The 20,166-nt window shown below is 46.3% G+C and carries 18 protein-coding genes and 2 tRNA genes; all 20 read left to right on the top strand.

Annotated elements, in window-relative coordinates; all coding sequences use genetic code 11:
* The first annotated feature begins 11 nt into the window (after positions 1-11).
* The 20 genes from AR442_RS03015 (at position 12) to ftsH (ending at position 20,050) form a co-directional block, all read left to right on the top strand.
* Positions 12-620 (top strand): 50S ribosomal protein L25/general stress protein Ctc, encoded by a 609-nt coding sequence (locus AR442_RS03015; protein ID WP_014416724.1) that lies wholly within the window; start codon positions 12-14, stop codon positions 618-620.
* Between the two features lie 84 nt (positions 621-704).
* Entirely contained in the window at positions 705-1,271 is a 567-nt protein-coding gene (gene pth / locus AR442_RS03010; protein WP_004264652.1) for an aminoacyl-tRNA hydrolase, read from the top strand.
* Between the two features lie 61 nt (positions 1,272-1,332).
* Positions 1,333-1,563 (top strand): anti-sigma-F factor Fin, encoded by a 231-nt coding sequence (gene fin, locus AR442_RS03005; protein WP_004264650.1) that lies wholly within the window; start codon positions 1,333-1,335, stop codon positions 1,561-1,563.
* A 69-nt stretch (positions 1,564-1,632) separates the two neighbouring features.
* Positions 1,633-5,166 (top strand): transcription-repair coupling factor, encoded by a 3,534-nt coding sequence (gene mfd / locus AR442_RS03000; protein WP_025650339.1) that lies wholly within the window; start codon positions 1,633-1,635, stop codon positions 5,164-5,166.
* A 134-nt stretch (positions 5,167-5,300) separates the two neighbouring features.
* Positions 5,301-5,837: a stage V sporulation protein T gene (gene spoVT, locus AR442_RS02995; protein ID WP_004264646.1), complete on the top strand. Its 537-nt coding sequence runs from the start codon at positions 5,301-5,303 to the stop codon at positions 5,835-5,837.
* 168 nt (positions 5,838-6,005) lie between these two features.
* Positions 6,006-7,586 carry a putative polysaccharide biosynthesis protein gene (locus AR442_RS02990; protein ID WP_014416727.1) on the top strand — a complete coding sequence of 527 codons (1,581 nt, stop codon included), beginning with the start codon at positions 6,006-6,008 and terminating at the stop codon, positions 7,584-7,586.
* Positions 7,576-9,051, top strand: coding sequence for a bifunctional methyltransferase/pyrophosphohydrolase YabN (gene yabN / locus AR442_RS02985; protein ID WP_053285551.1), 1,476 nt, complete (start codon positions 7,576-7,578; stop codon positions 9,049-9,051). Before AR442_RS02990 ends, yabN begins: the two co-directional genes overlap by 11 nt.
* Position 9,052: 1 nt before the next feature.
* On the top strand, positions 9,053-9,313 hold the full coding sequence (locus AR442_RS02980) for an RNA-binding S4 domain-containing protein (RefSeq protein ID WP_007409934.1): 261 nt from the start codon (positions 9,053-9,055) through the stop codon (positions 9,311-9,313).
* A gap of 78 nt (positions 9,314-9,391) precedes the next feature.
* On the top strand, positions 9,392-9,694 hold the full coding sequence (gene yabP / locus AR442_RS02975) for a sporulation protein YabP (protein WP_004264638.1): 303 nt from the start codon (positions 9,392-9,394) through the stop codon (positions 9,692-9,694).
* The gene (gene yabQ / locus AR442_RS02970) at positions 9,691-10,326 is read left to right on the top strand and encodes a spore cortex biosynthesis protein YabQ (RefSeq protein ID WP_014416729.1); all 636 of its coding nucleotides are present in this window, start codon (positions 9,691-9,693) and stop codon (positions 10,324-10,326) included. Before yabP ends, yabQ begins: the two co-directional genes overlap by 4 nt.
* A gap of 17 nt (positions 10,327-10,343) precedes the next feature.
* Positions 10,344-10,721, top strand: a complete 378-nt coding sequence (gene divIC / locus AR442_RS02965; protein ID WP_014416730.1) for a cell division protein DivIC — start codon at positions 10,344-10,346, stop codon at positions 10,719-10,721.
* Positions 10,722-10,801: 80 nt separating this feature from the next.
* Entirely contained in the window at positions 10,802-11,188 is a 387-nt protein-coding gene (locus AR442_RS02960) for a S1 domain-containing RNA-binding protein (protein WP_004264630.1), read from the top strand.
* A gap of 157 nt (positions 11,189-11,345) precedes the next feature.
* A tRNA-Met gene (locus AR442_RS02955) sits at positions 11,346-11,422 on the top strand.
* A 9-nt stretch (positions 11,423-11,431) separates the two neighbouring features.
* A tRNA-Glu gene (locus AR442_RS02950) sits at positions 11,432-11,503 on the top strand.
* Positions 11,504-11,712: 209 nt separating this feature from the next.
* Entirely contained in the window at positions 11,713-14,202 is a 2,490-nt protein-coding gene (gene spoIIE / locus AR442_RS02945) for a stage II sporulation protein E (protein WP_007409936.1), read from the top strand.
* A 67-nt stretch (positions 14,203-14,269) separates the two neighbouring features.
* A complete protein-coding gene (locus AR442_RS02940) occupies positions 14,270-15,007 on the top strand; it encodes a vWA domain-containing protein (protein ID WP_004264624.1) in 738 nt (245 codons plus the stop codon).
* Positions 14,973-15,974 carry a protein kinase domain-containing protein gene (locus tag AR442_RS02935; protein WP_014416732.1) on the top strand — a complete coding sequence of 334 codons (1,002 nt, stop codon included), beginning with the start codon at positions 14,973-14,975 and terminating at the stop codon, positions 15,972-15,974. Before AR442_RS02940 ends, AR442_RS02935 begins: the two co-directional genes overlap by 35 nt.
* A gap of 104 nt (positions 15,975-16,078) precedes the next feature.
* Positions 16,079-17,497, top strand: coding sequence for a tRNA lysidine(34) synthetase TilS (tilS, locus tag AR442_RS02930; protein ID WP_032864032.1), 1,419 nt, complete (start codon positions 16,079-16,081; stop codon positions 17,495-17,497).
* A complete protein-coding gene (gene hpt / locus AR442_RS02925; protein ID WP_004264611.1) occupies positions 17,494-18,033 on the top strand; it encodes a hypoxanthine phosphoribosyltransferase in 540 nt (179 codons plus the stop codon). Before tilS ends, hpt begins: the two co-directional genes overlap by 4 nt.
* Positions 18,034-18,130: 97 nt before the next feature.
* The gene (gene ftsH / locus AR442_RS02920) at positions 18,131-20,050 is read left to right on the top strand and encodes an ATP-dependent zinc metalloprotease FtsH (RefSeq protein ID WP_004264608.1); all 1,920 of its coding nucleotides are present in this window, start codon (positions 18,131-18,133) and stop codon (positions 20,048-20,050) included.
* Positions 20,051-20,166 lie beyond the last annotated feature (116 nt).

Below are 20,166 nucleotides of genomic sequence, written 5' to 3'. Positions count from 1 at the left end.
TGGTGCTGAATATGGCAACTTTAAAAGCAAATGAAAGAACAGATTTTAAACGTTCGACGCTTCGGAAAATCCGTCATTCAGGACATGTTCCAGGGATTATATACGGTAAAGAAACAACGAATACGCCTGTCTCTTTAGACAGTGTCGAATTGCTTAAAACATTGCGGGACGAAGGAAAAAACACGATTATCACAATTGATGTCAACGGAAATCAGCAATCGGTTATGGTGACTGATCTTCAGACAGACCCGCTCAAAAACGAATTGACGCACGCCGATTTTCAAGTCGTGAATATGAGTGAGGAGCTGGAGGCCGAGGTGCCGATTCAGCTGACGGGAGAGGCGAAGGGAGTCAAAGACGGAGGCGTCATCCAGCAGCCGCTGCATGAGCTTTCGATTAAGGCCAGACCGAAGGACATCCCTCAGACAATCAATGTTGATATTTCAGGACTTGAGATGAATGATGTGCTGACCATCGCAGATCTGACTGCTGACGGCAATTATACATTTACAAACGATCCGGAAGAAGTCGTGGCTTCCATCCTTCCTCCTAAGCAGGAAGCATTCGAAGAAGATGCAGAACCGTCTCCTGGGGAAGAGCCCGAAGGAGAAAATCAATAAGCGCTTTAAGACGTAACCCGCCCGAGGTTACGTCTTTTGTGCTAGAATGAGAAGAATTACAGCGATGTTGAGGGAGGATTTACGATGCTTGTGATTGCTGGTCTCGGTAACCCCGGGAAAACCTACGAGAACACGAGACATAATGTCGGCTTTATGGCCATTGACGAGCTTTCTAAAGAATGGAATATTGAACTGAATAAAACGAAATTCAACGGACTTTACGGAATGGGGTTTGTTTCCGGAAAAAAAGTTCTACTTGTTAAACCGCTTACATATATGAATTTATCAGGGGAATGTTTGCGGCCGCTACTGGATTATTATGATGCCGATCATGAAGATCTGAAAGTCATATACGATGACCTTGATCTTCCGACGGGAAAAATCAGGCTCCGGACGAAGGGGAGCGCAGGCGGACATAACGGAATTAAATCGCTTATACAGCACCTCGGAACCCCTGAATTTGACCGGGTCAGAATCGGAATCGGCCGCCCCGTCAACGGAATGAAAGTCGTTGACTATGTACTGGGAGCTTTTACGAAGGAAGAAGCGCCGCATATCAATGATGCCGTCTCAAAAACCGTAAAAGCCTGCGAAGCTTCCTTAACGAAACCATTTTTAGAAGTCATGAACGAATTTAATGCAAATGTATAAGATAAATAATGGGAGACCATACTAGGGAAAAATGATTTTTTCACATCAGGAGGTCCAACGTATGGCTTTGCATTATTTCTGCCGCCACTGCGGCTTTAAGGTAGGGAGCCTGGAATATTCGACGGTGCCGACACAGTCACTTGGATTTCAGCACTTAACAAATGAGGAAAGAAACGATATGATTTCATATAAAGACAATGGAGATGTCCATGTTCTTACAATTTGTGAAGACTGCCAAGAGGCGCTGGAACGCAATCCGCACTACCATGAACACAACACATTTATTCAATAAGAAGCTTTGGTGTAGATTCTAGACCAAAGCGTTTTTCTGTTCTTGCAGAAAATAGAGAGGAGGGCCCATATGGACAACATTCAAACCTTTATTAAAGAAAGCGATGATTTTAAATCCATTGTCAACGGTTTACATGAGGGGCTGAAGGAACAGCTGCTTGCGGGTCTGTCAGGTTCCGCGCGTTCTGTTTTTACCTCCGCCCTTGCACAGGAAACGAAAAGGCCGATTTTCTTTATCACCCATAATTTATATCAGGCCCAAAAAGTGACGGAAGATCTGACGGCGCTTCTCGGGGATCAATCTGTTTTTTTATACCCCGTGAATGAATTGATTTCTTCAGAAATTGCGGTAGCGAGCCCTGAACTGCGCGCTCAGCGGCTTGATGTCATTAATAGATTAACAAACGGAGAAGCGCCGGTCGTTGTGGCGCCCGTTGCGGCAGTGAGAAGAATGCTTCCGCCGAAGGAGCTGTGGAAAAGCAGCCAGCTCGTCATTTCACTCGGAGACGAAATAGAACCGGATCAGCTGTCCGCGCGCCTTGTAGAGGTGGGGTATGAGCGTTCCGATATGGTTTCTGCACCCGGTGAATTCAGTATTCGCGGCGGAATTATCGACATTTATCCGCTGACGTCGGAGCATCCGGTGCGAATTGAACTGTTTGATACGGAGGTCGATTCCATCAGAAGCTTCAATTCTGATGACCAGAGATCAATTGAGACGCTCAAACATGTGGCGATCGGACCGGCGAAGGAATTGATCATCAGGGCGGAAGAAAAAGCCCGTGCGATGGAAAGGCTCGATAAAGGGCTTGCCGACAGTCTGAAAAAGCTGAAGCAGGACAAACAAAAGGAAATGCTTCATATCAATATCTCACATGATAAAGAACGGTTATCAACGGGACAGACTGATCAGGAACTTGTGAAGTATCTCTCGTACTTTTACGAAAAGCCTGCTAGTTTGCTAGATTATACACCGGCAGACACGTTGTTACTGTTAGACGAGGTCAGCCGCATTCATGAAATGGAGGATCAGCTGCAAAAAGAAGAGGCCGAATTTACGACAAGTCTGCTCGAGGAAGGGAAAATTCTGCACGACATTCATTTATCCTTCAGCTTTCAGGAGCTTATGAGCGAAAAGCGGCGCCCGGCTATTTATTATTCATTATTTTTGCGTCATGTCCAGCATACAAGCCCTCAGAATATCGTGAATGTGACAAGCAGGCAGATGCAGAGTTTTCACGGGCAGATGAATGTGCTTGCAGGTGAAATGGAGCGCTTTAAGAAATCAAACTTCACCGTCGTCTTTTTAGGCGCGAATAAGGACAGAACCGACAGATTGGCATCCGTGCTGGCTGATTACGAAATTGAAGCCGCAAAAACGGACAGCTCCAAAGCGCTTGTGCAAGGACAGGTCTATGTCATGGAAGGCGAGCTGCAATCCGGTTTTGAACTGCCGCTGATGAAGCTGGCCGTCATTACGGAGGAAGAGCTGTTCAAAAACCGAATTAAGAAAAAGCCGAGAAAGCAGAAGCTGACAAATGCCGAACGGATCAAAAGCTATTCCGAGCTTCAGGTCGGTGACTATGTCGTCCACGTCAACCACGGGATCGGTAAGTATTTGGGGATCGAAACACTAGAAATCAAAGGCATTCATAAAGATTACCTCAACATTCATTATCAGGGCAGCGATAAGCTGTACGTCCCTGTAGAACAAATCGACCAGGTGCAGAAGTACGTCGGCTCTGAAGGGAAAGAACCGAAGCTTTATAAACTGGGCGGCAGTGAATGGAAACGGGTGAAGAAAAAAGTTGAAAACTCCGTTCAGGATATTGCCGATGATCTGATTAAGCTTTATGCGGAACGGGAAGCAAGCAAAGGCTATGCGTTCTCGCCGGATCATGAAATGCAGCGGCAGTTCGAATCTGCTTTCCCTTATCAGGAAACAGAGGACCAGCTCCGTTCCATTCAGGAGATTAAAAAGGACATGGAAAGAGAGCGCCCGATGGACCGTTTGCTTTGCGGTGATGTCGGTTACGGGAAGACGGAGGTAGCCATCCGAGCGGCCTTTAAAGCGATCGCAGACGGAAAGCAGGTCGCGCTTCTTGTGCCGACGACAATACTCGCGCAGCAGCATTATGAAACCATTATGGAGCGTTTTCAGGACTATCCGATTAACATCGGTCTTCTCAGCCGATTCAGAACGAGAAAAGAATCCAATGAAACGATTAAAGGCCTGAAAAACGGAACGGTAGACATCGTAATCGGAACCCACAGGCTCTTATCTAAAGACGTCGTCTATAAAGATCTCGGCTTGCTCATCATTGATGAAGAGCAGCGCTTTGGCGTAACGCATAAGGAAAAAATCAAACAGATCAAAGCCAATGTCGATGTGCTGACTCTTACAGCGACGCCGATACCGCGTACGCTTCATATGTCCATGCTCGGTGTGCGGGACTTATCTGTTATTGAAACGCCGCCGGAAAACCGTTTCCCTGTTCAGACATATGTCGTGGAATACAACGGCGCGCTTGTGCGGGAAGCCATCGAAAGAGAACTGGCGCGCGGAGGACAGGTATATTTCTTGTACAACCGCGTGGATGACATCGAGCGGAAGGCTGATGAAATTTCCATGCTTGTTCCCGATGCGAAAGTGGCATATGCCCACGGAAAAATGACTGAAAATGAATTGGAAAGCGTCATGCTCAATTTTCTGGAAGGGGAATCAGACGTCCTTGTCAGCACGACTATTATTGAGACAGGCGTAGATATACCGAATGTCAATACCTTGATTGTGTTCGACGGAGACAAAATGGGGCTGTCTCAGCTGTATCAGCTGAGAGGACGGGTCGGCCGTTCCAACCGCGTCGCTTACGCGTATTTTACGTACCGCAGAGACAAAGTGCTCACTGAGGTGGCGGAAAAACGGCTGCAGGCGATTAAAGAATTTACCGAGCTGGGATCAGGCTTTAAAATCGCCATGCGTGACTTGACGATCAGGGGAGCGGGGAACCTTCTCGGCGCCCAGCAGCACGGCTTTATCGACTCAGTCGGTTTTGACCTGTACTCGCAAATGCTCAAGGAAGCGATTGAAGAGCGGAAAGGCGATATTCCGAAAAGCGAACAGTTTGAGACAGAAATCGATATCGAGCTAGACGCGTATATTCCTGAAAACTATATACAAGACGGCAAGCAAAAAATCGACATGTACAAACGGTTCAGGTCGATCGCCACAATTGAGGAGAAAAATGAGCTTCAAGATGAAATCATCGACAGGTTCGGCAGCTACCCTAAAGAGGTTGAATGGCTGTTTACGGTTGCTGAGATGAAGGTATATGGAAAATATGAACGCGTCGAACTCATCAAGCAGGATAAAGACGCGATCAGATTTACCATTTCTGAAGAGGCCAGCGCACAGATTGACGGCCAGAAATTGTTCGAACTCGGCAATAAATACGGCCGGCAGATCGGACTGGGAATGGAAGGGAAAAAGCTGAAAATCTCAGTACAGACGAAAGGCCGCAAAACGGAAGAGTGGCTGGAGACCGTGCTCGGCATGCTGAAAGGCCTTCAGGATGTGAAGAAAGAAACAATCGCGTCCTCATAAAAATTGTTACTCTCTGGTGTATATTACATTTGATGTGACGGATACTAATTTCAAGCGAGTGGCGGAAGCTACATAAAGTAAAGAGCTTTAGTACTTTCCCTAATATCATCACATGAAAGAGAGGCACCAGAGAGATGAAAGCTACAGGTATCGTACGTCGTATTGATGATCTAGGACGGGTCGTCATTCCTAAAGAAATTCGGAGAACACTGCGAATCAGGGAAGGAGACCCGCTTGAAATATTCGTTGACCGCGACGGAGAAGTTATATTGAAAAAATATTCTCCTATCAGTGAGCTTGGCGATTTTGCGAAGGAATATGCAGATGCATTGTATGACAGTCTCGGCCATTCCGTCTTGATTTGCGACCGTGACGCGTATATTGCCGTTTCAGGCAGTTCGAAAAAAGAATTTCTGAACAAAGCCATCAGCGATTTGCTCGAAAAAACGATGGATCAGCGCAGCTCAGTGGTAGAAAACGACGTGAAGTCCGCGCAGCTTGTTAATGACATTGATGAAGATATGAGCTCCTATACAATAGCCCCGATCGTGGCAAATGGCGATCCTATCGGCGCCGTGGTCATCTTTTCCAAGGAACAGGCACTTGGAGAAGTAGAACATAAAGCGGTAGAAACGGCAGCCAGTTTTTTGGCGAGACAAATGGAGCAGTAGGTCTTATTACCATTATTGAAATAAGAAAACGGAGAAAGAGCAGCTCTTATACAAGTGCTGTTCTTTTTCATATTCATATGTGCTCTCTATCGGTTCGGCCGTTAGGATTGTGATATAATAAGCTCGTTTTATAGACGTAATTTTCTAGCGGCTGGAAGGAGCTTTTGGATGAACGATTCAGTTGGCGCCAAGCGGCAATCGGCATGGAAAGGTGCTTTTGTGCTCGTCGTTGCGGGCATCGTGACGAAGATATTAAGCGCCGTGTACAGGGTTCCTTTTCAGAATATTGTCGGTGACGTCGGATTTTACATTTATCAGCAGGTGTACCCGTTTTTAGGGATCGCGGTCATGCTGTCAACATCCGGTTTTCCGGTAATCATCTCTAAATTAATGAACGATTATAGCGATCATAAACAAAAAATAATGAAAATTTCCGCCCTTTATGTCACGGCGGCCGGACTTGTTCTGTTTGCGCTCATGTATGCCGGCGCGGCGCCGTTGGCCGGTTTTATGGGTGACGACCGCCTTGTGATGCTGATAAGGGTCGCGGCGTTCGCTTTCATACTGTTTCCGTTTACGGCGGTTTTCAGGGGGTATTTCCAAGGCGTGCATGATATGATGCCGTCAGCCTTATCCCAGATTACGGAACAGCTTCTTCGCGTGGCGGTGCTTCTCGGTTTATCCTTCTGGCTTTTGAAAAGCGGCCGCTCATTATACGCGGCAGGTGCGGGGGCGGCCTCGGGATCAATTGCCGGAAGCTTGGCGGCCCTTTGTGTATTGGCTGTTTTCTGGTATAAGCGGGAAGAAACAAAGAAGGACGGCGGACATATCGAAACGGCCGTCATTATAAAAAAGCTGCTGCTTTATTCAGTCACCATCTGTATCAGCAGTGTACTTATGCTTTTGCTTCAGCTTGTAGACGCCTTAAACTTATATTCACTGCTTTCAGACGGGACGGAGAGCCATGCCGCGAAACAGCTGAAAGGCATATATGACCGCGGACAGCCGCTCCTTCAGCTGGGAACCGTGTTTGCCGTCAGTATCGCCGCGTCATTGGTTCCTTCAATTTCAAAAGCGGTGCATGAGAATAAGCCGTTTATCATAAAAGAGAAAGCGACATCAGCCGTCAAGCTCTGCCTTGCGGTAGGGATCGGTGCATCAGCCGGGCTTTTTTGCATTTTAGAGCCGGTGAATATCATGCTTTTCCAAAACAGTGAGGGGACGCAGACCTTACAAATATTCAGCTTATCTATCTTTTTTGCCTCGATTGCGCTTACGGCAGCCGCGATTCTGCAAGGAGCGGGACATACCGTTTTCCCCGCCGTATCCGTTTTGGCGGGAGGGGCGCTGAAATGGGTGCTGAATGTTTGGCTGGTCCCCGGCTGGGGTATTACAGGAGCGGCACTGGCGACCGTCTTGGCATTTGCCGCAGTTGCGTGCCTGAATCTCCGGAGAATTTGGTCGAAGGGCTGGCTGACGAATATCGGCGGCGTGATTGCCCGTCTATGCTGGTGCAGCCTGCTGATGGTCTTCTTTCTGCTCGTATATATGAAGCTTTGGCAGTTATTTGTTCCTGTCAGCAGGGCCGGAGCTGTATGTGAGAGTCTGTCTGCGTCAGTCATCGGAGGGCTATTGTTTATTTATTGTATGATAAGAATGAAGATTTTCACGGACGAAGAGCTGAGCGGCCTTCCTTTCGGCAGTGCTTTAAGCAAATTGAAAAAGAGGAGAGAAAAACATGGCAGGTAACATTACGGTCGTCGGCCTCGGCGCCGGAGACATGGATCAGTTGACAGTGGGCGTACATAAGCTGCTGACTCAGGCGAAGCATTTATATATAAGAACGAAAGACCACCCTTTGATTCCGGAATTAGAGCAAGAGACGGAAGCGGACATCCGGTATTTTGATGATATTTATGAAAAACATGATCAGTTCGAAGCGGTCTATGAAGAGATCGCGGACATTCTGTTTGAAAAAGCGAAGCAAGAGGATATCGTCTACGCTGTACCCGGGCATCCGTTTGTCGCTGAGAAAACCGTTCAGCTGTTATTTGAACGCCGGGAAGAACAACAGATAGCTGTTCATACTGCCGGAGGGCAAAGCTTTCTGGATGCCACTTTTAATGCATTGCGAATTGATCCGATTGAAGGGTTTCAATTTACGGATGCGCAAACAATGACGCCGGATGAGCTCGAACTCCGCCATCACCTGATCATTTGCCAGGTTTATGACCAGATGACGGCCTCTGAGGTAAAGCTGACGCTTATGGAGAAATTGCCTGACGACTATGAAGTGGTCATCGTCACGGCAGCCGGAAGCAAGGGAGAAAAGATGACCAAGGTGCCTTTGTTTGAACTTGACCGCAATGTAGAAATAAATAACTTAACAAGCGTGTATGTTCCGCCGATTAAAAAAGAAGAACTCCTTTACCAGGAATTTTCTGCATTCCGAAGTATTATTCGCGAGCTTCGCGGGCCGAACGGCTGTCCGTGGGATCAAAAGCAGACACACCAGTCATTAAAGAAATATATGATTGAGGAATGCTACGAACTGCTTGAGGCCATTGACGAAGAGGACACGGATCACATGATAGAAGAACTCGGGGACGTCATGCTTCAGGTTATGCTGCACGCCCAGATCGGAGAAGACGAGGGGTATTTCTCAATTGATGATGTCATCAGAGACATCAGTGCGAAGATGGTCAGACGGCACCCGCATGTGTTTAAGGATGTTAAGGTTCAGGATGAACATGATGTCGTCGCCAACTGGGAAGAAATCAAAAAGGCGGAAAAGCAAACAACATCCTCTTCATTGCTGGATGCCGTGCCGAAAACACTGCCTTCTCTTGCAAAAGCGGCCAAGCTTCAGAAAAAAGCCGCGAAAACCGGCTTTGACTGGGATGACATTCAGGATATATGGGATAAAGTAAATGAAGAGCTGAAGGAATTTTCTGCTGAGGCTTCCGCCGAATCAGCAGATGAAATCAGCTTAAAAGCTGAATTCGGCGATGTTTTATTTGCATTGGTCAATATCGGCCGATACTATAAAATTGAGCCTGAGGAAGCGCTCGCCATGACAAATGACAAATTTCGCAGACGCTTTGCTTATATTGAGAAAGAAGCGGCAGCAAAGGGACTTGAATTAACCGCAATGTCACTTGAAGAAATGGACAAATTGTGGGATGAAGCAAAAGAAATGGAGAGGAGATTCTGATATGAGACTTGATAAGTTTTTAAAAGTATCCAGATTAATTAAACGCCGCACATTGGCGAAAGAGGTCGCCGATCAAGGGAGAATCACCGTTAACGGGAATCAGGCGAAAGCCAGCTCAGACGTAAAAGCCGGTGATGAACTGACGGTCCGCTTCGGCCAGAAGCTTGTCACCGTGAAGGTAAACGAATTGAAAGAAACAACGAAAAAAGAAGAAGCCGCGGGCATGTATACAATCGTCAAAGAAGAAAAACTCGGCGAATAGGCTTGTTCTAAACAAGGCTCCCGCCTCATACAATGCAGTAATAATGCTAAAAGTATCGAGGATATGGGGGCTGAATAGATGAATTCATATTATGAGCAAAAAGGTTCTTCTTCTGTTCCGGAACAGCATGATGTAACGATGAAAGGGAGAAAGCATTTAGACATTTCGGGCGTCAAGCATGTAGAAAGTTTTGACAACGAAGAGTTTTTGCTGGAAACAGTTATGGGAATGCTTTCCGTCAGAGGCGAGAACCTGCAGATGAAAAACCTTGATGTGGAAAAAGGGATTGTATCTATAAAAGGCAGGGTGTTTGACCTTGTATATTTAGACGAGCAGCAAGGGGATAAAGCTAAAGGGTTTTTTAGCAAGTTGTTTAAATGACACTGACGACCCAATTTTATACGATGCTGGCAATGACCGGTATGGGCGCCTGGCTCGGAGCGTCGCTTGATACATACAGGCTGTTTGTCAGCCGCGCCAAAACGGCCAGATGGCTGTTATTCATTCATGACATTCTCTTTTGGATTGTACAAGGTCTGATGTTTTTCTATGTGCTGCTCAACGTGAATGAAGGAGAACTCAGGGTATACATTTTCTTGGCTGTCTTACTGGGTATTGCGACGTACCAAAGCCTGTTTAAACGAATGTATATAAAAATACTGAAATTTGCCATTCATCTTGCGGTGTCTCTTTACCAATTCGCAAAAAAGCTCATTCAGCACGTGCTGTTCCGTCCGGTGCTTCTGCTCTTTAAGCTGCTCATCGGGCTGATCACAGTTATTTCTTTATACTCCTATCGGGTGAGTGCCTTTTTTGCGAAGTGTCTTTTTAAGATCGTAGCTTTTTTGCTGTATCCGCTGTTCTTCCTGTTGAAACAATTATTGAAACTTCTTCCTGAAAAATGGCGTCTTACTTTCAAACGATATTTTCAAAAAAGTGCAGGATTTTCACAAAAGAGCAAGAAACTAATCATAACAATCAGATCGACCATGATACGTATTTTGAAAAGGTGAAAGGAGGACCGTCTGGTTTGAATCTATCTAGAGAACGTACAATAACTGAAATTCAAAACGACTATAAAGAGCAGGTTGAACGGCAATCCCAGCTTATGAAAAGAAGGCGGAAAGGGCTTTTCAGACGGTTGATCGTATTCGGCGCCCTTGTGTTGTTGACGGCTATTGTCTTAGCGGGTTCTCTGTGGTCACAGACCTCTTCCCTTAGCGCAAACGAAGAAAAGAAAGCTCAGCTGGAAAAACAAGTGAAAAAATTGAACGCGAAACAGGCTGATTTAAAAGATGAAATTTCCAAATTAAAGGATGAGGATTACGTCACAGAGCTTGCCAGAAGAGACTTGTTTATGTCAGGAAATGGTGAGATTCTCTTTAATGTAGAAAAGAAGAGCAAGTAGCCTTGTTGACACTTAAATTTTTATTTAGGTATAATTAAACAAACGATCTTTTTATAAGCCTAAGGAGGAGCACTTTTTTTATGTCGATTGAAGTTGGCAGCAAGTTGCAAGGGAAAATAACAGGTATTACAAATTTCGGAGCATTTGTTGAATTGCCTGGAGGCTCAACCGGTCTCGTTCATATCAGTGAGGTAGCCGATAATTATGTAAAAGACATTAACGAGCATTTAAAAGTCGGCGATCAAGTTGAAGTGAAAGTCATCAACGTTGAAAAAGACGGGAAAATTGGTTTATCAATTAAAAAAGCTAAAGACCGTCCGCAAGCCAGACCTAGAAATGATTTCCGTCCGAAAGAATCTTTTGAACAGAAAATGAACAAGTTTCTTAAAGATAGCGAAGACCGCTTATCATCTTTAAAACGAAACACGGAATCAAAACGTGGAGGGCGCGGAGCAAGAAGAGGATAACTTGCTGCTTTCTATAAATACATGGAGCATCCGTCTATCCCAGCGGGTGCTTTTTTTGTATGCGTCCGTATAGTCAGAAAATTAAAACTTTAAAGTTTCTGTTGACGAGATGAAGAAACCTTTGTATTATATAACTTGTGCTTATAAGCACCTATATGGCGGTGTAGCTCAGCTGGCTAGAGCGTACGGTTCATACCCGTGAGGTCGGGGGTTCGATCCCCTCCGCCGCTACCATATATATCCGGCCCGTTGGTCAAGCGGTTAAGACACCGCCCTTTCACGGCGGTAACACGGGTTCGAATCCCGTACGGGTCATCAAGCGAATCGGCTTCTGTTGCAGAAGCCGATTTTTTCATATTTAGACAACTTTTTGAGAAATGTCGGAGGAAATACGAAAGGAAAGGGGAACAAGGGAGAAAGCGTCGAAGAGTTCTTTAGAATTGTTACCTTCTTTTGACAAAATCCTATCTGGGCTTTCATTTATAATGACAAGCAACGAATAAAACAGGTGGGGGATGAGAGCAATGGAAAAAGCGGAAAGAAGAGTGAACGGGCCGATGGCGGGACAAGCTCTGGAAAAACTGCAATCGTTTTTTGAAAAGGCGGCAAAGCTTACAGTCCATCAAGCGCATTCACTTTTTTTCTATAAGGGGTTCATTTATGTCGTGATCGGTTTTTTACTTGGACGGGCTTTCATATTATCTGAGGTTCTTCCGTTTGCACTGCCGTTTTTCGGAGCGATGCTGTTGATCAGAAGAGATAAAGCCTTCTATGCTTGTCTGTCTTTACTTGCGGGCGCTTTAACCATTTCGCCGAAACACTCTTTATTGATTCTCACAGCTTTGGCCGTCTTCACTCTATTTTCGAAAATCGGTACATATATCGTGCAGGACCGGGTGAAGATGCTGCCGATCGTGGTGTTTTTCTCTATGGCTGCCGCGAGAATCGGATTTGTTTATTTTGAAAGCGGCGCTTTTACCACCTATGATTATGTGATGGCTGTTGTCGAGGCGGGCCTGGCCTTTATTTTGACGCTGATCTTTTTGCAAAGCCTGCCGATTTTCACGATCAAAAAAGTGAAGCAATCGTTAAAAATAGAAGAAATCATCTGTTTTATGATCTTGATCGCATCCGTATTAACCGGGCTTGCCGGTGTTTCATTTCAGGGAATGCAGGCTGAGCATATCCTGGCCCGCTATGTCGTGCTGAGTTTTTCCTTTGTGGGCGGGGCAAGCATCGGCTGTACGGTCGGTGTTGTGACCGGACTGATCCTCGGGCTTGCGAATATCGGGAATCTCTATCAAATGAGTCTGCTTGCGTTTTCCGGGCTTCTTGGCGGGCTGCTGAAAGAAGGAAAGAAAGCCGGCGCCGCAGTCGGATTAGTGATCGGCTCACTGCTGATTTCATTATATGGAGAAGGATCTGCCGGATTAATGACCACTCTTTATGAATCTTTGATTGCCGTTGTTTTGTTTTTGATTACGCCCCAATCGATTACGAAAAAGGTGGCGAGATACATACCGGGCACTGCTGAGCACAGTCAGGAACAGCAGCAGTACGCAAGGAAAATCAGAGATGTCACCGCCCAGAAAGTAGACCAGTTCTCCAATGTGTTTCATGCCTTGTCGGAGAGCTTCGCCACCTTTCATCAGACATCTTCTGATGAGCAGGCGGAAGAAGGGGAAGTGGATCTCTTTTTAAGCAAAATCACCGAGCATTCCTGCCAATCCTGCTATAAGAAAAGCAAATGCTGGGTTCAAAACTTTGATAAAACATATGACTTAATGAAACAAGTTATGCATGAAACAGAAGAAAAACAGTATGCCTCAAACCGCAGATTAAAAAAGGAGTTTCAACAGCACTGTTCCAAATCCAGACAGGTGGAAGAGCTGATTGAGGACGAACTTGCCCACCATCATGCCCATCTGACACTGAAGAGAAAAGTTCAGGACAGCAGAAGGCTTGTTGCCGAGCAGCTGTTGGGGGTTTCTGAGGTCATGGCGGACTTTTCTCGGGAAATAAAACGGGAGAGGGAGCAGCATTTTATTCAGGAAGAACAAATGATAGAGGCGCTTCAGCATTTCGGAATCGAGATTCAGCATGTCGAGATATACAGCTTGGAGCAGGGCAATATTGATATCGAAATGACAATCCCGTTCAGCGGAGGACACGGCGAGAGTGAGAAAATTATCGCCCCGATGCTGTCTGACATTCTTGAGGAGCAGATACTTGTCAAAAGCGAACAGCACTCGACTCATCCGAATGGCTACAGCCATGTCGCGTTCGGTTCGACCAAGTCGTACCGGGTATCGACAGGCGCGGCTCATGCGGCAAAAGGCGGCGGCCTTGTCTCCGGCGACAGCTACAGCATGATGGAACTGGGGGCGAGAAAGTATGCGGCCGCGATCAGTGACGGCATGGGCAATGGGGCGAGGGCCCATTATGAGAGCAATGAAACGATTAAGCTGCTCGAAAAAATTCTCGAATCAGGTATTGATGAAAAAATAGCGATCAAAACGATCAACAGTATTCTGTCTTTACGGACGACAGACGAAATCTACTCAACTCTCGATCTTTCTATCATTGATCTTCAGGATGCAAGCTGCAAATTCTTGAAGGTCGGTTCAACGCCGAGTTTTATCAAGCGGGGAGATCAAGTCATGAAAGTTCAGGCCAGCAATCTGCCGATCGGCATCATCAATGAATTTGATGTGGAGGTTGTAAGTGAACAGTTAAAAGCGGGAGATCTGCTCGTCATGATGAGTGACGGTATTTTTGAAGGGCCGAAGCACGTTGAAAACCACGACCTGTGGATGAAACGGAAAATGAAAGGGCTGAAAACCGAAGATCCGCAGGAAATCGCTGATATATTAATGGAAGAGGTCATCAGAACGCGTTCCGGCCAAATCGAAGACGATATGACGGTGGTTGTTGTCCGGATTGATCACAACACGCCGAAATGGGCTTCCATCCCGGTGCCGGCGGTTTTCCAAAATAAAAAGGAGATTTCTTAATCCTTTCGTATAAATCACTTTCCTTCTGGCGAAGATGGGACTAATCGTATCACCGGGAGGAATGTATGTGAATAAGGGACATTTAAATCAAGTTCTGCTGATTACAGATGGCTGCTCCAATCATGGTGAAGACCCGATCGCAATGGCGGCTTTCGCCAAGGAGCAGGGGATTACGGTGAATGTTATAGGAATTATGGAAGAAAATGCGATTGACCAAGAGGCAATGAAGGAAGTTGAAGGCATCGCCATGGCCGGAGGCGGCGTCCATCAAGTTGTGTATGCGTCACAATTGTCTCAGACGGTTCAAATGGTGACGAAAAAAGCAATGACCCAGACGCTGCAAGGCGTCGTCAATCAAGAGCTTAAACAAATTTTAGGAAAAAACGTTGAAATGGAAGAGCTTTCTCCTGAAAAACGCGGCGAAGTGATGGAAGTTGTTGATGAACTCGGCGAAACGGTTCATCTGCAAGTGCTTGTGCTGGTTGATACGAGTGCGAGTATGGCGCCGAAACTGCCGACGGTGAAAGAAGCGCTGATCGATCTTTCCATCAGTTTAAATTCCCGGGCCGGACAAAATGAATTTGCAATGTGTATATTTCCCGGGAAAAGCCAGGAAGTTGAGCTTGTACTGAATTGGACGCCGAAGCTTGAATCCCTTTCTGCACTCTTTGCGAAGCTGTCGACCGGCGGTATCACCCCTACGGGCCCCGCTATCCGGGAAGCGACGCAGCAGTTTGAGAGAATCCGCTCAAGAAGGAGCATGTTGGCAGATGATGAACGACGCTTTAACGAGTTTGGCATGTAGTCTGGCACCGGGGACGGCAATTCAGGGCAAATGGAACGGCAAATCCTACAGATTGCTCAAACAGCTTGGAAAAGGGGCTAACGGTATTGTATATTTGGCAGAAGCATCAGGCGGACAGGTCGCTTTGAAAATAAGCAGCGACAGCATGTCTGTTACCTCTGAAGTGAATGTCTTAAAATCCTTTTCAAAGGCCCGGTCGCAAACGATGGGGCCTTCTTTTTTTGATGCGGACGACGCGTTTATACCGCAGCTGAATAAAAATGTCTCTTTTTACGTGATGGAGTACATAGAAGGGCCGCTTCTTCCGCAATATATCAGCAGTAAGGGAGCGGAGTGGATTCCGGTGCTGATGGTGCAGCTTCTTTCCAGCCTGTCAGTCCTTCATCAGCAAGGGTGGGTTTTTGGCGACCTCAAACCGGACAATCTCATTGTAACCGGGCCACCGGCTGCCATTCGCTGCATTGATGTAGGGGGAACGACAAAACAGGGCCGCGCGATTAAAGAGTATACGGAGTTTTACGACAGGGGCTATTGGGGGTATGGAACAAGAAAAGCAGAACCATCCTATGACCTGTTTGCTGTCGCAATGATCATGATCCACTGTGTCCAGAAGAAAGAGTGCAAAAAGTCAGGACAGCCGAAAGAACAGCTTCGTTCTATCATTGAAGGCCACCCGTTTCTGAATAAGTATAAGAAGGTTCTGTTTTCTGCTTTAAACGGTCAATATCCGTCTGCGGAAGCCATGAAGCATGACATCCTGACGGCGGGCCAGAGCGCCGGGAGCAAAAGGAAAGCCGCCGCCAAGCCTAAGCCGCCGCATTCAAAACCGCGGCAGGGCACTGTATCTCAGACGCGGTATAAACCTAAACAAAAACCCGCAAAGCACAATGGTTTGTTTGAAACAACACTTATTTTAATCAGCGTTCTCGCCCTTTATTTCGCTTACATCGTCTTTTTTCTCATCTAGTGCCGGCCGGACGCCTGCGCTCATGCTTCTTCTTTGCTTGGAGGGAATGAAAGTGATAGGATATGTATATCTTTAAAAAACCTGCTCATTGTGAGGGGGACATTGTGAAAAGCGTGGAAGATTTTTTCAAAACATATCATCTTCAGGCGGAGGGAGAAACGATTATTGCCGGGGTCTCCGGAGGCCCTGATTCAATGGCGCTTCTCAGTATGCTGAATAAGCACTTCGGGCATTCCTCCGTTATCATAGCGGCGCATGTCGACCATCAGTTCAGGGGTCCTGAATCTGAAGAAGATATGAAGTTTGTGCAGTCATATTGCGAAGCGGAACACATCCTCTGCGAAACGGTACAGATTGATGTTTCTGCATACGCAAAGAAGAATAAGCTGAACAAGCAGGCTGCCGCGCGTGATTGCAGATATCAGTTTTTCGAAGATCTGATGACAAAACACCAAGCGAAGTTTTTGGCGCTGGCTCATCACGGCGATGACCAGGTTGAGACAATGCTCATGAGGCTTGCGAAAGGTACGCTCGGGGCAGGGCTTGCGGGAATGCAGCCCGTTCGCGAATTTGCATCCGGCTGGCTGATCAGGCCTTTCCTCTATACGGCAAAGGATGAAATCCTTGAATACTGCCGTCAAGAAGGGCTCAGCTACAGAACGGATGAGAGCAATGCAAAAGACGATTATACAAGAAACAGATTCAGAAAGACCGTGCTTCCTTTTTTAAAACAAGAATCACCTGACGTTCATAAAATGTTTCAAAAGGTGAGTGAAGCACTGACAGAAGACGAACAATACCTGCAGTCATTAACGAAAGAACGAATGAATAAGGTTATTACAAGCAAGTCTGACACATCGGTTGAAGTCAATTCCTCTCAATTGCTTGCCCTTCCGATACCTTTACAAAGAAGAGGAGTTCAACTAATATTAAACTATCTTTATGAAAACGTTCCATCGTCGTTTTCCGCCCGCCACATACAGCAGTTTCTCGAATGGGCGGAAAATGGAAGCGCCTCGGGAGTGCTTGATTTTCCGAAAGGGCTGAAGGTGGTCAAATCATATCAGACATGTTTGTTTACATTTGAACAATGGCAATGTGAAAAGGTTCCCTTTGAGCTGCAGCTGCAAGGAGCGGAAGGCGAGACTGCTGTTCTCCCCAACGGCTTTATGATAGAGGTGGCCGATCAGGCTGACCCTCATATCAAAAATGGGAATGCTGTTTTTATGACAAGCAGAAATAAGGTGCAATTTCCTTTAACAATCCGGACGAGAAAAATCGGCGATCGGATCAAACTTAAAGGGATGAATGGCTCGAAAAAGGTGAAAGATATATTTATTGATCATAAACTGCCTCTGCGGGATCGGGACGAATGGCCGATTGTAACGGATGCGAGCGGTGAAATTATCTGGCTGCCTGGCTTGAAAAAATCCATCTTTGACGATCTTGTGATTTCAAACAGTGACCGCATTGTATTACAATATAGACAGCATGAAAAGTGTAGGGGGCAAGCATTAACATGAAACAGGATATCGAAAAAGTGCTGATCTCAGAAGATGAGATCCAGCAGAAAGTAAAACAGCTTGGAGAACAATTAACAAGCGAGTACAGCGACACGTTTCCGTTGGCAATCGGTGTGTTAAAGGGAGCGCTTCCTTTTATGGCTGATCTTATAAAGCATATTGATACATATTTGGAAATGGACTTCATGGATGTATCAAGCTACGGAAATTCCACGGTTTCTTCCGGAGAAGTCAAAATCATCAAAGATTTGGATACATCTGTAGAAGGCCGGGACATCTTAATCATTGAAGATATTATCGACAGTGGGTTAACCTTGAGCTATCTCGTAGAACTCTTCCGATATCGTAAAGCGAAATCAATTAAGATTGTTACCCTGTTGGATAAACCAAGCGGAAGAAAAGCGGACATTAAAGCAGACTTCGTAGGCTTTGAAGTTCCTGACGCGTTTGTTGTGGGTTACGGACTTGATTATGCCGAACGCTATCGCAATCTGCCTTACATCGGAGTATTAAAACCGGCGATTTATGAAAGCTGATCGGCTGCCTGCTTCCGAGATGGTTATCGGTTGTATTGGAATGATTTTCTATGGTACTATTGAACATAGTTGTGCTTACTGTGGGAGGAGGTAAGGAATGAATCGGGTCTTCCGTAATACCATTTTTTATTTACTTATTTTATTAGTAGTAATCGGGGTTGTGAGTTACTTCCAGACTTCAAACCCGAAAACAGAAAATATGTCGTACAGTACGTTTATCAAGAACCTCGATGAGGGGAAAGTTGATAGCGTATCGGTTCAGCCTGTCAGAGGTGTTTATGAGGTAAAAGGACAGCTGAAAAAATACGACAAAGACCAGTACTTTTTAACACATGTTCCTGAAGGAAAAGGAGCAGACCAGATATTTGATGCAATTAAAAAGACGGACGTAAAAGTTGATCCCGCACAGGAAACAAGCGGGTGGGTGACGTTCTTAACGACGATCATTCCGTTTGTCATCATCTTTATTCTGTTTTTCTTCCTGCTCAATCAGGCTCAGGGCGGCGGCAGCCGTGTCATGAACTTCGGAAAGAGCAAAGCGAAGCTGTATACGGAAGAAAAGAAACGCGTGAAGTTTAAAGATGTAGCCGGCGCGGATGAGGAGAAGCAGGAGCTCGTTGAGGTTGTTGAGTTTCTGAAAGATCCTCGCAAATTCGCCGAGCTTGGCGCCAGAATCCCTAAAGGCGTGCTGTTGGTCGGACCTCCGGGAACCGGTAAGACGCTGCTTGCGAGAGCCTCAGCCGGTGAAGCGGGCGTTCCTTTCTTCAGCATCAGCGGATCTGACTTCGTTGAAATGTTTGTCGGTGTCGGTGCTTCCCGTGTGCGTGATTTATTCGAAAATGCGAAAAAGAATGCGCCTTGTCTGATCTTCATTGATGAGATCGACGCGGTGGGACGTCAGCGCGGCGCAGGTCTTGGCGGCGGGCATGATGAACGCGAACAGACGCTGAACCAGCTGCTTGTAGAGATGGACGGTTTCAGTGCGAATGAAGGAATCATTATTATCGCTGCGACAAACCGTGCGGACATTCTCGACCCTGCATTGCTTCGTCCGGGACGTTTTGACCGTCAGATTACGGTAGACCGTCCGGATGTCATCGGCCGTGAAGCCGTATTACAGGTCCATGCGAGAAACAAACCGCTTGATGAAACGGTGAACTTAAAAGCGATCGCTTCAAGAACACCCGGTTTCTCAGGCGCCGATTTAGAAAACCTTCTTAACGAAGCGGCACTTGTTGCTGCCCGTCAAAACAAGAAGAAAATTGATATGCGCGACATTGATGAAGCGACGGACCGTGTCATTGCGGGCCCTGCGAAGAAGAGCCGCGTCATATCGAAAAAAGAACGCAATATCGTGGCGTACCACGAGGGCGGTCACACCGTTATCGGACTTGTGCTGGATGAAGCCGATATGGTTCATAAAGTAACGATCGTTCCGAGGGGGCAGGCGGGCGGATACGCGGTCATGCTTCCGAGAGAAGACCGTTACTTCCAGACAAAACCTGAACTTCTCGATAAAATTGTCGGTCTTCTGGGCGGACGCGTTGCCGAGGAAATTATCTTCGGCGAAGTCAGCACGGGCGCTCACAATGACTTCCAGCGGGCAACGAACATTGCCAGAAGAATGGTGACAGAGTTCGGTATGTCAGAAAAACTCGGACCGCTTCAGTTCGGTCAATCTCAAGGCGGTCAAGTATTCCTGGGCCGGGATTTCAACAACGAGCAAAACTACAGTGATCAGATCGCTTACGAAATCGATCAGGAAATTCAGCGCATCATTAAAGAATGTTATGAGCGTGCGAAAACCATCCTGACTGAAAATCGCGATAAGCTTGAATTGATTGCTCAGACATTGCTTGATGTGGAAACATTAGATGCGGAACAAATCAAGCATCTCGTGGATCACGGAAAACTCCCTGAGCGCAATTTCTCAGATGACCATCTTCAAAAAGACGATGTGAAAGTAAACATCCTGTCTAAAACAGAAGACGAAAAGAAAGACGAGCCGAAAGAATAGTTCGCTTTCTGATATGAAAACCGCCGGCGTATACCGGCGGTTTTTTTACTGGTTCCGTTTTGTTTACAAAAGAGCCGCAGATCGTGTATGGTATTGTAGAATGTTGAAAATGTTAT

It is taken from the genome of Bacillus velezensis (assembly GCF_001461825.1).
GTDB classification, from domain to species: domain Bacteria; phylum Bacillota; class Bacilli; order Bacillales; family Bacillaceae; genus Bacillus; species Bacillus velezensis.
The sequence above is the reverse complement of the archived record's forward strand: the minus strand, read 5'-3'. Positions and strand labels throughout refer to the sequence as shown.

Bases quoted from the DNA above. Each gene is read 5' to 3' on its own strand.
- AR442_RS03015 (WP_014416724.1), top strand. From the start codon at position 12: ATGGCAACTTTAAAAGCAAATGAAAGAACAGATTTTAAACGTTCGACG.
- pth (WP_004264652.1), top strand. From the start codon at position 705: ATGCTTGTGATTGCTGGTCTCGGTAACCCCGGGAAAACCTACGAGAAC.
- fin (WP_004264650.1), top strand. From the start codon at position 1,333: ATGGCTTTGCATTATTTCTGCCGCCACTGCGGCTTTAAGGTAGGGAGC.
- mfd (WP_025650339.1), top strand. From the start codon at position 1,633: ATGGACAACATTCAAACCTTTATTAAAGAAAGCGATGATTTTAAATCC.
- spoVT (WP_004264646.1), top strand. From the start codon at position 5,301: ATGAAAGCTACAGGTATCGTACGTCGTATTGATGATCTAGGACGGGTC.
- AR442_RS02990 (WP_014416727.1), top strand. From the start codon at position 6,006: ATGAACGATTCAGTTGGCGCCAAGCGGCAATCGGCATGGAAAGGTGCT.
- yabN (WP_053285551.1), top strand. From the start codon at position 7,576: ATGGCAGGTAACATTACGGTCGTCGGCCTCGGCGCCGGAGACATGGAT.
- AR442_RS02980 (WP_007409934.1), top strand. From the start codon at position 9,053: ATGAGACTTGATAAGTTTTTAAAAGTATCCAGATTAATTAAACGCCGC.
- yabP (WP_004264638.1), top strand. From the start codon at position 9,392: ATGAATTCATATTATGAGCAAAAAGGTTCTTCTTCTGTTCCGGAACAG.
- yabQ (WP_014416729.1), top strand. From the start codon at position 9,691: ATGACACTGACGACCCAATTTTATACGATGCTGGCAATGACCGGTATG.
- AR442_RS02960 (WP_004264630.1), top strand. From the start codon at position 10,802: ATGTCGATTGAAGTTGGCAGCAAGTTGCAAGGGAAAATAACAGGTATT.
- spoIIE (WP_007409936.1), top strand. From the start codon at position 11,713: ATGGAAAAAGCGGAAAGAAGAGTGAACGGGCCGATGGCGGGACAAGCT.
- AR442_RS02935 (WP_014416732.1), top strand. From the start codon at position 14,973: ATGATGAACGACGCTTTAACGAGTTTGGCATGTAGTCTGGCACCGGGG.
- hpt (WP_004264611.1), top strand. From the start codon at position 17,494: ATGAAACAGGATATCGAAAAAGTGCTGATCTCAGAAGATGAGATCCAG.
- ftsH (WP_004264608.1), top strand. From the start codon at position 18,131: ATGAATCGGGTCTTCCGTAATACCATTTTTTATTTACTTATTTTATTA.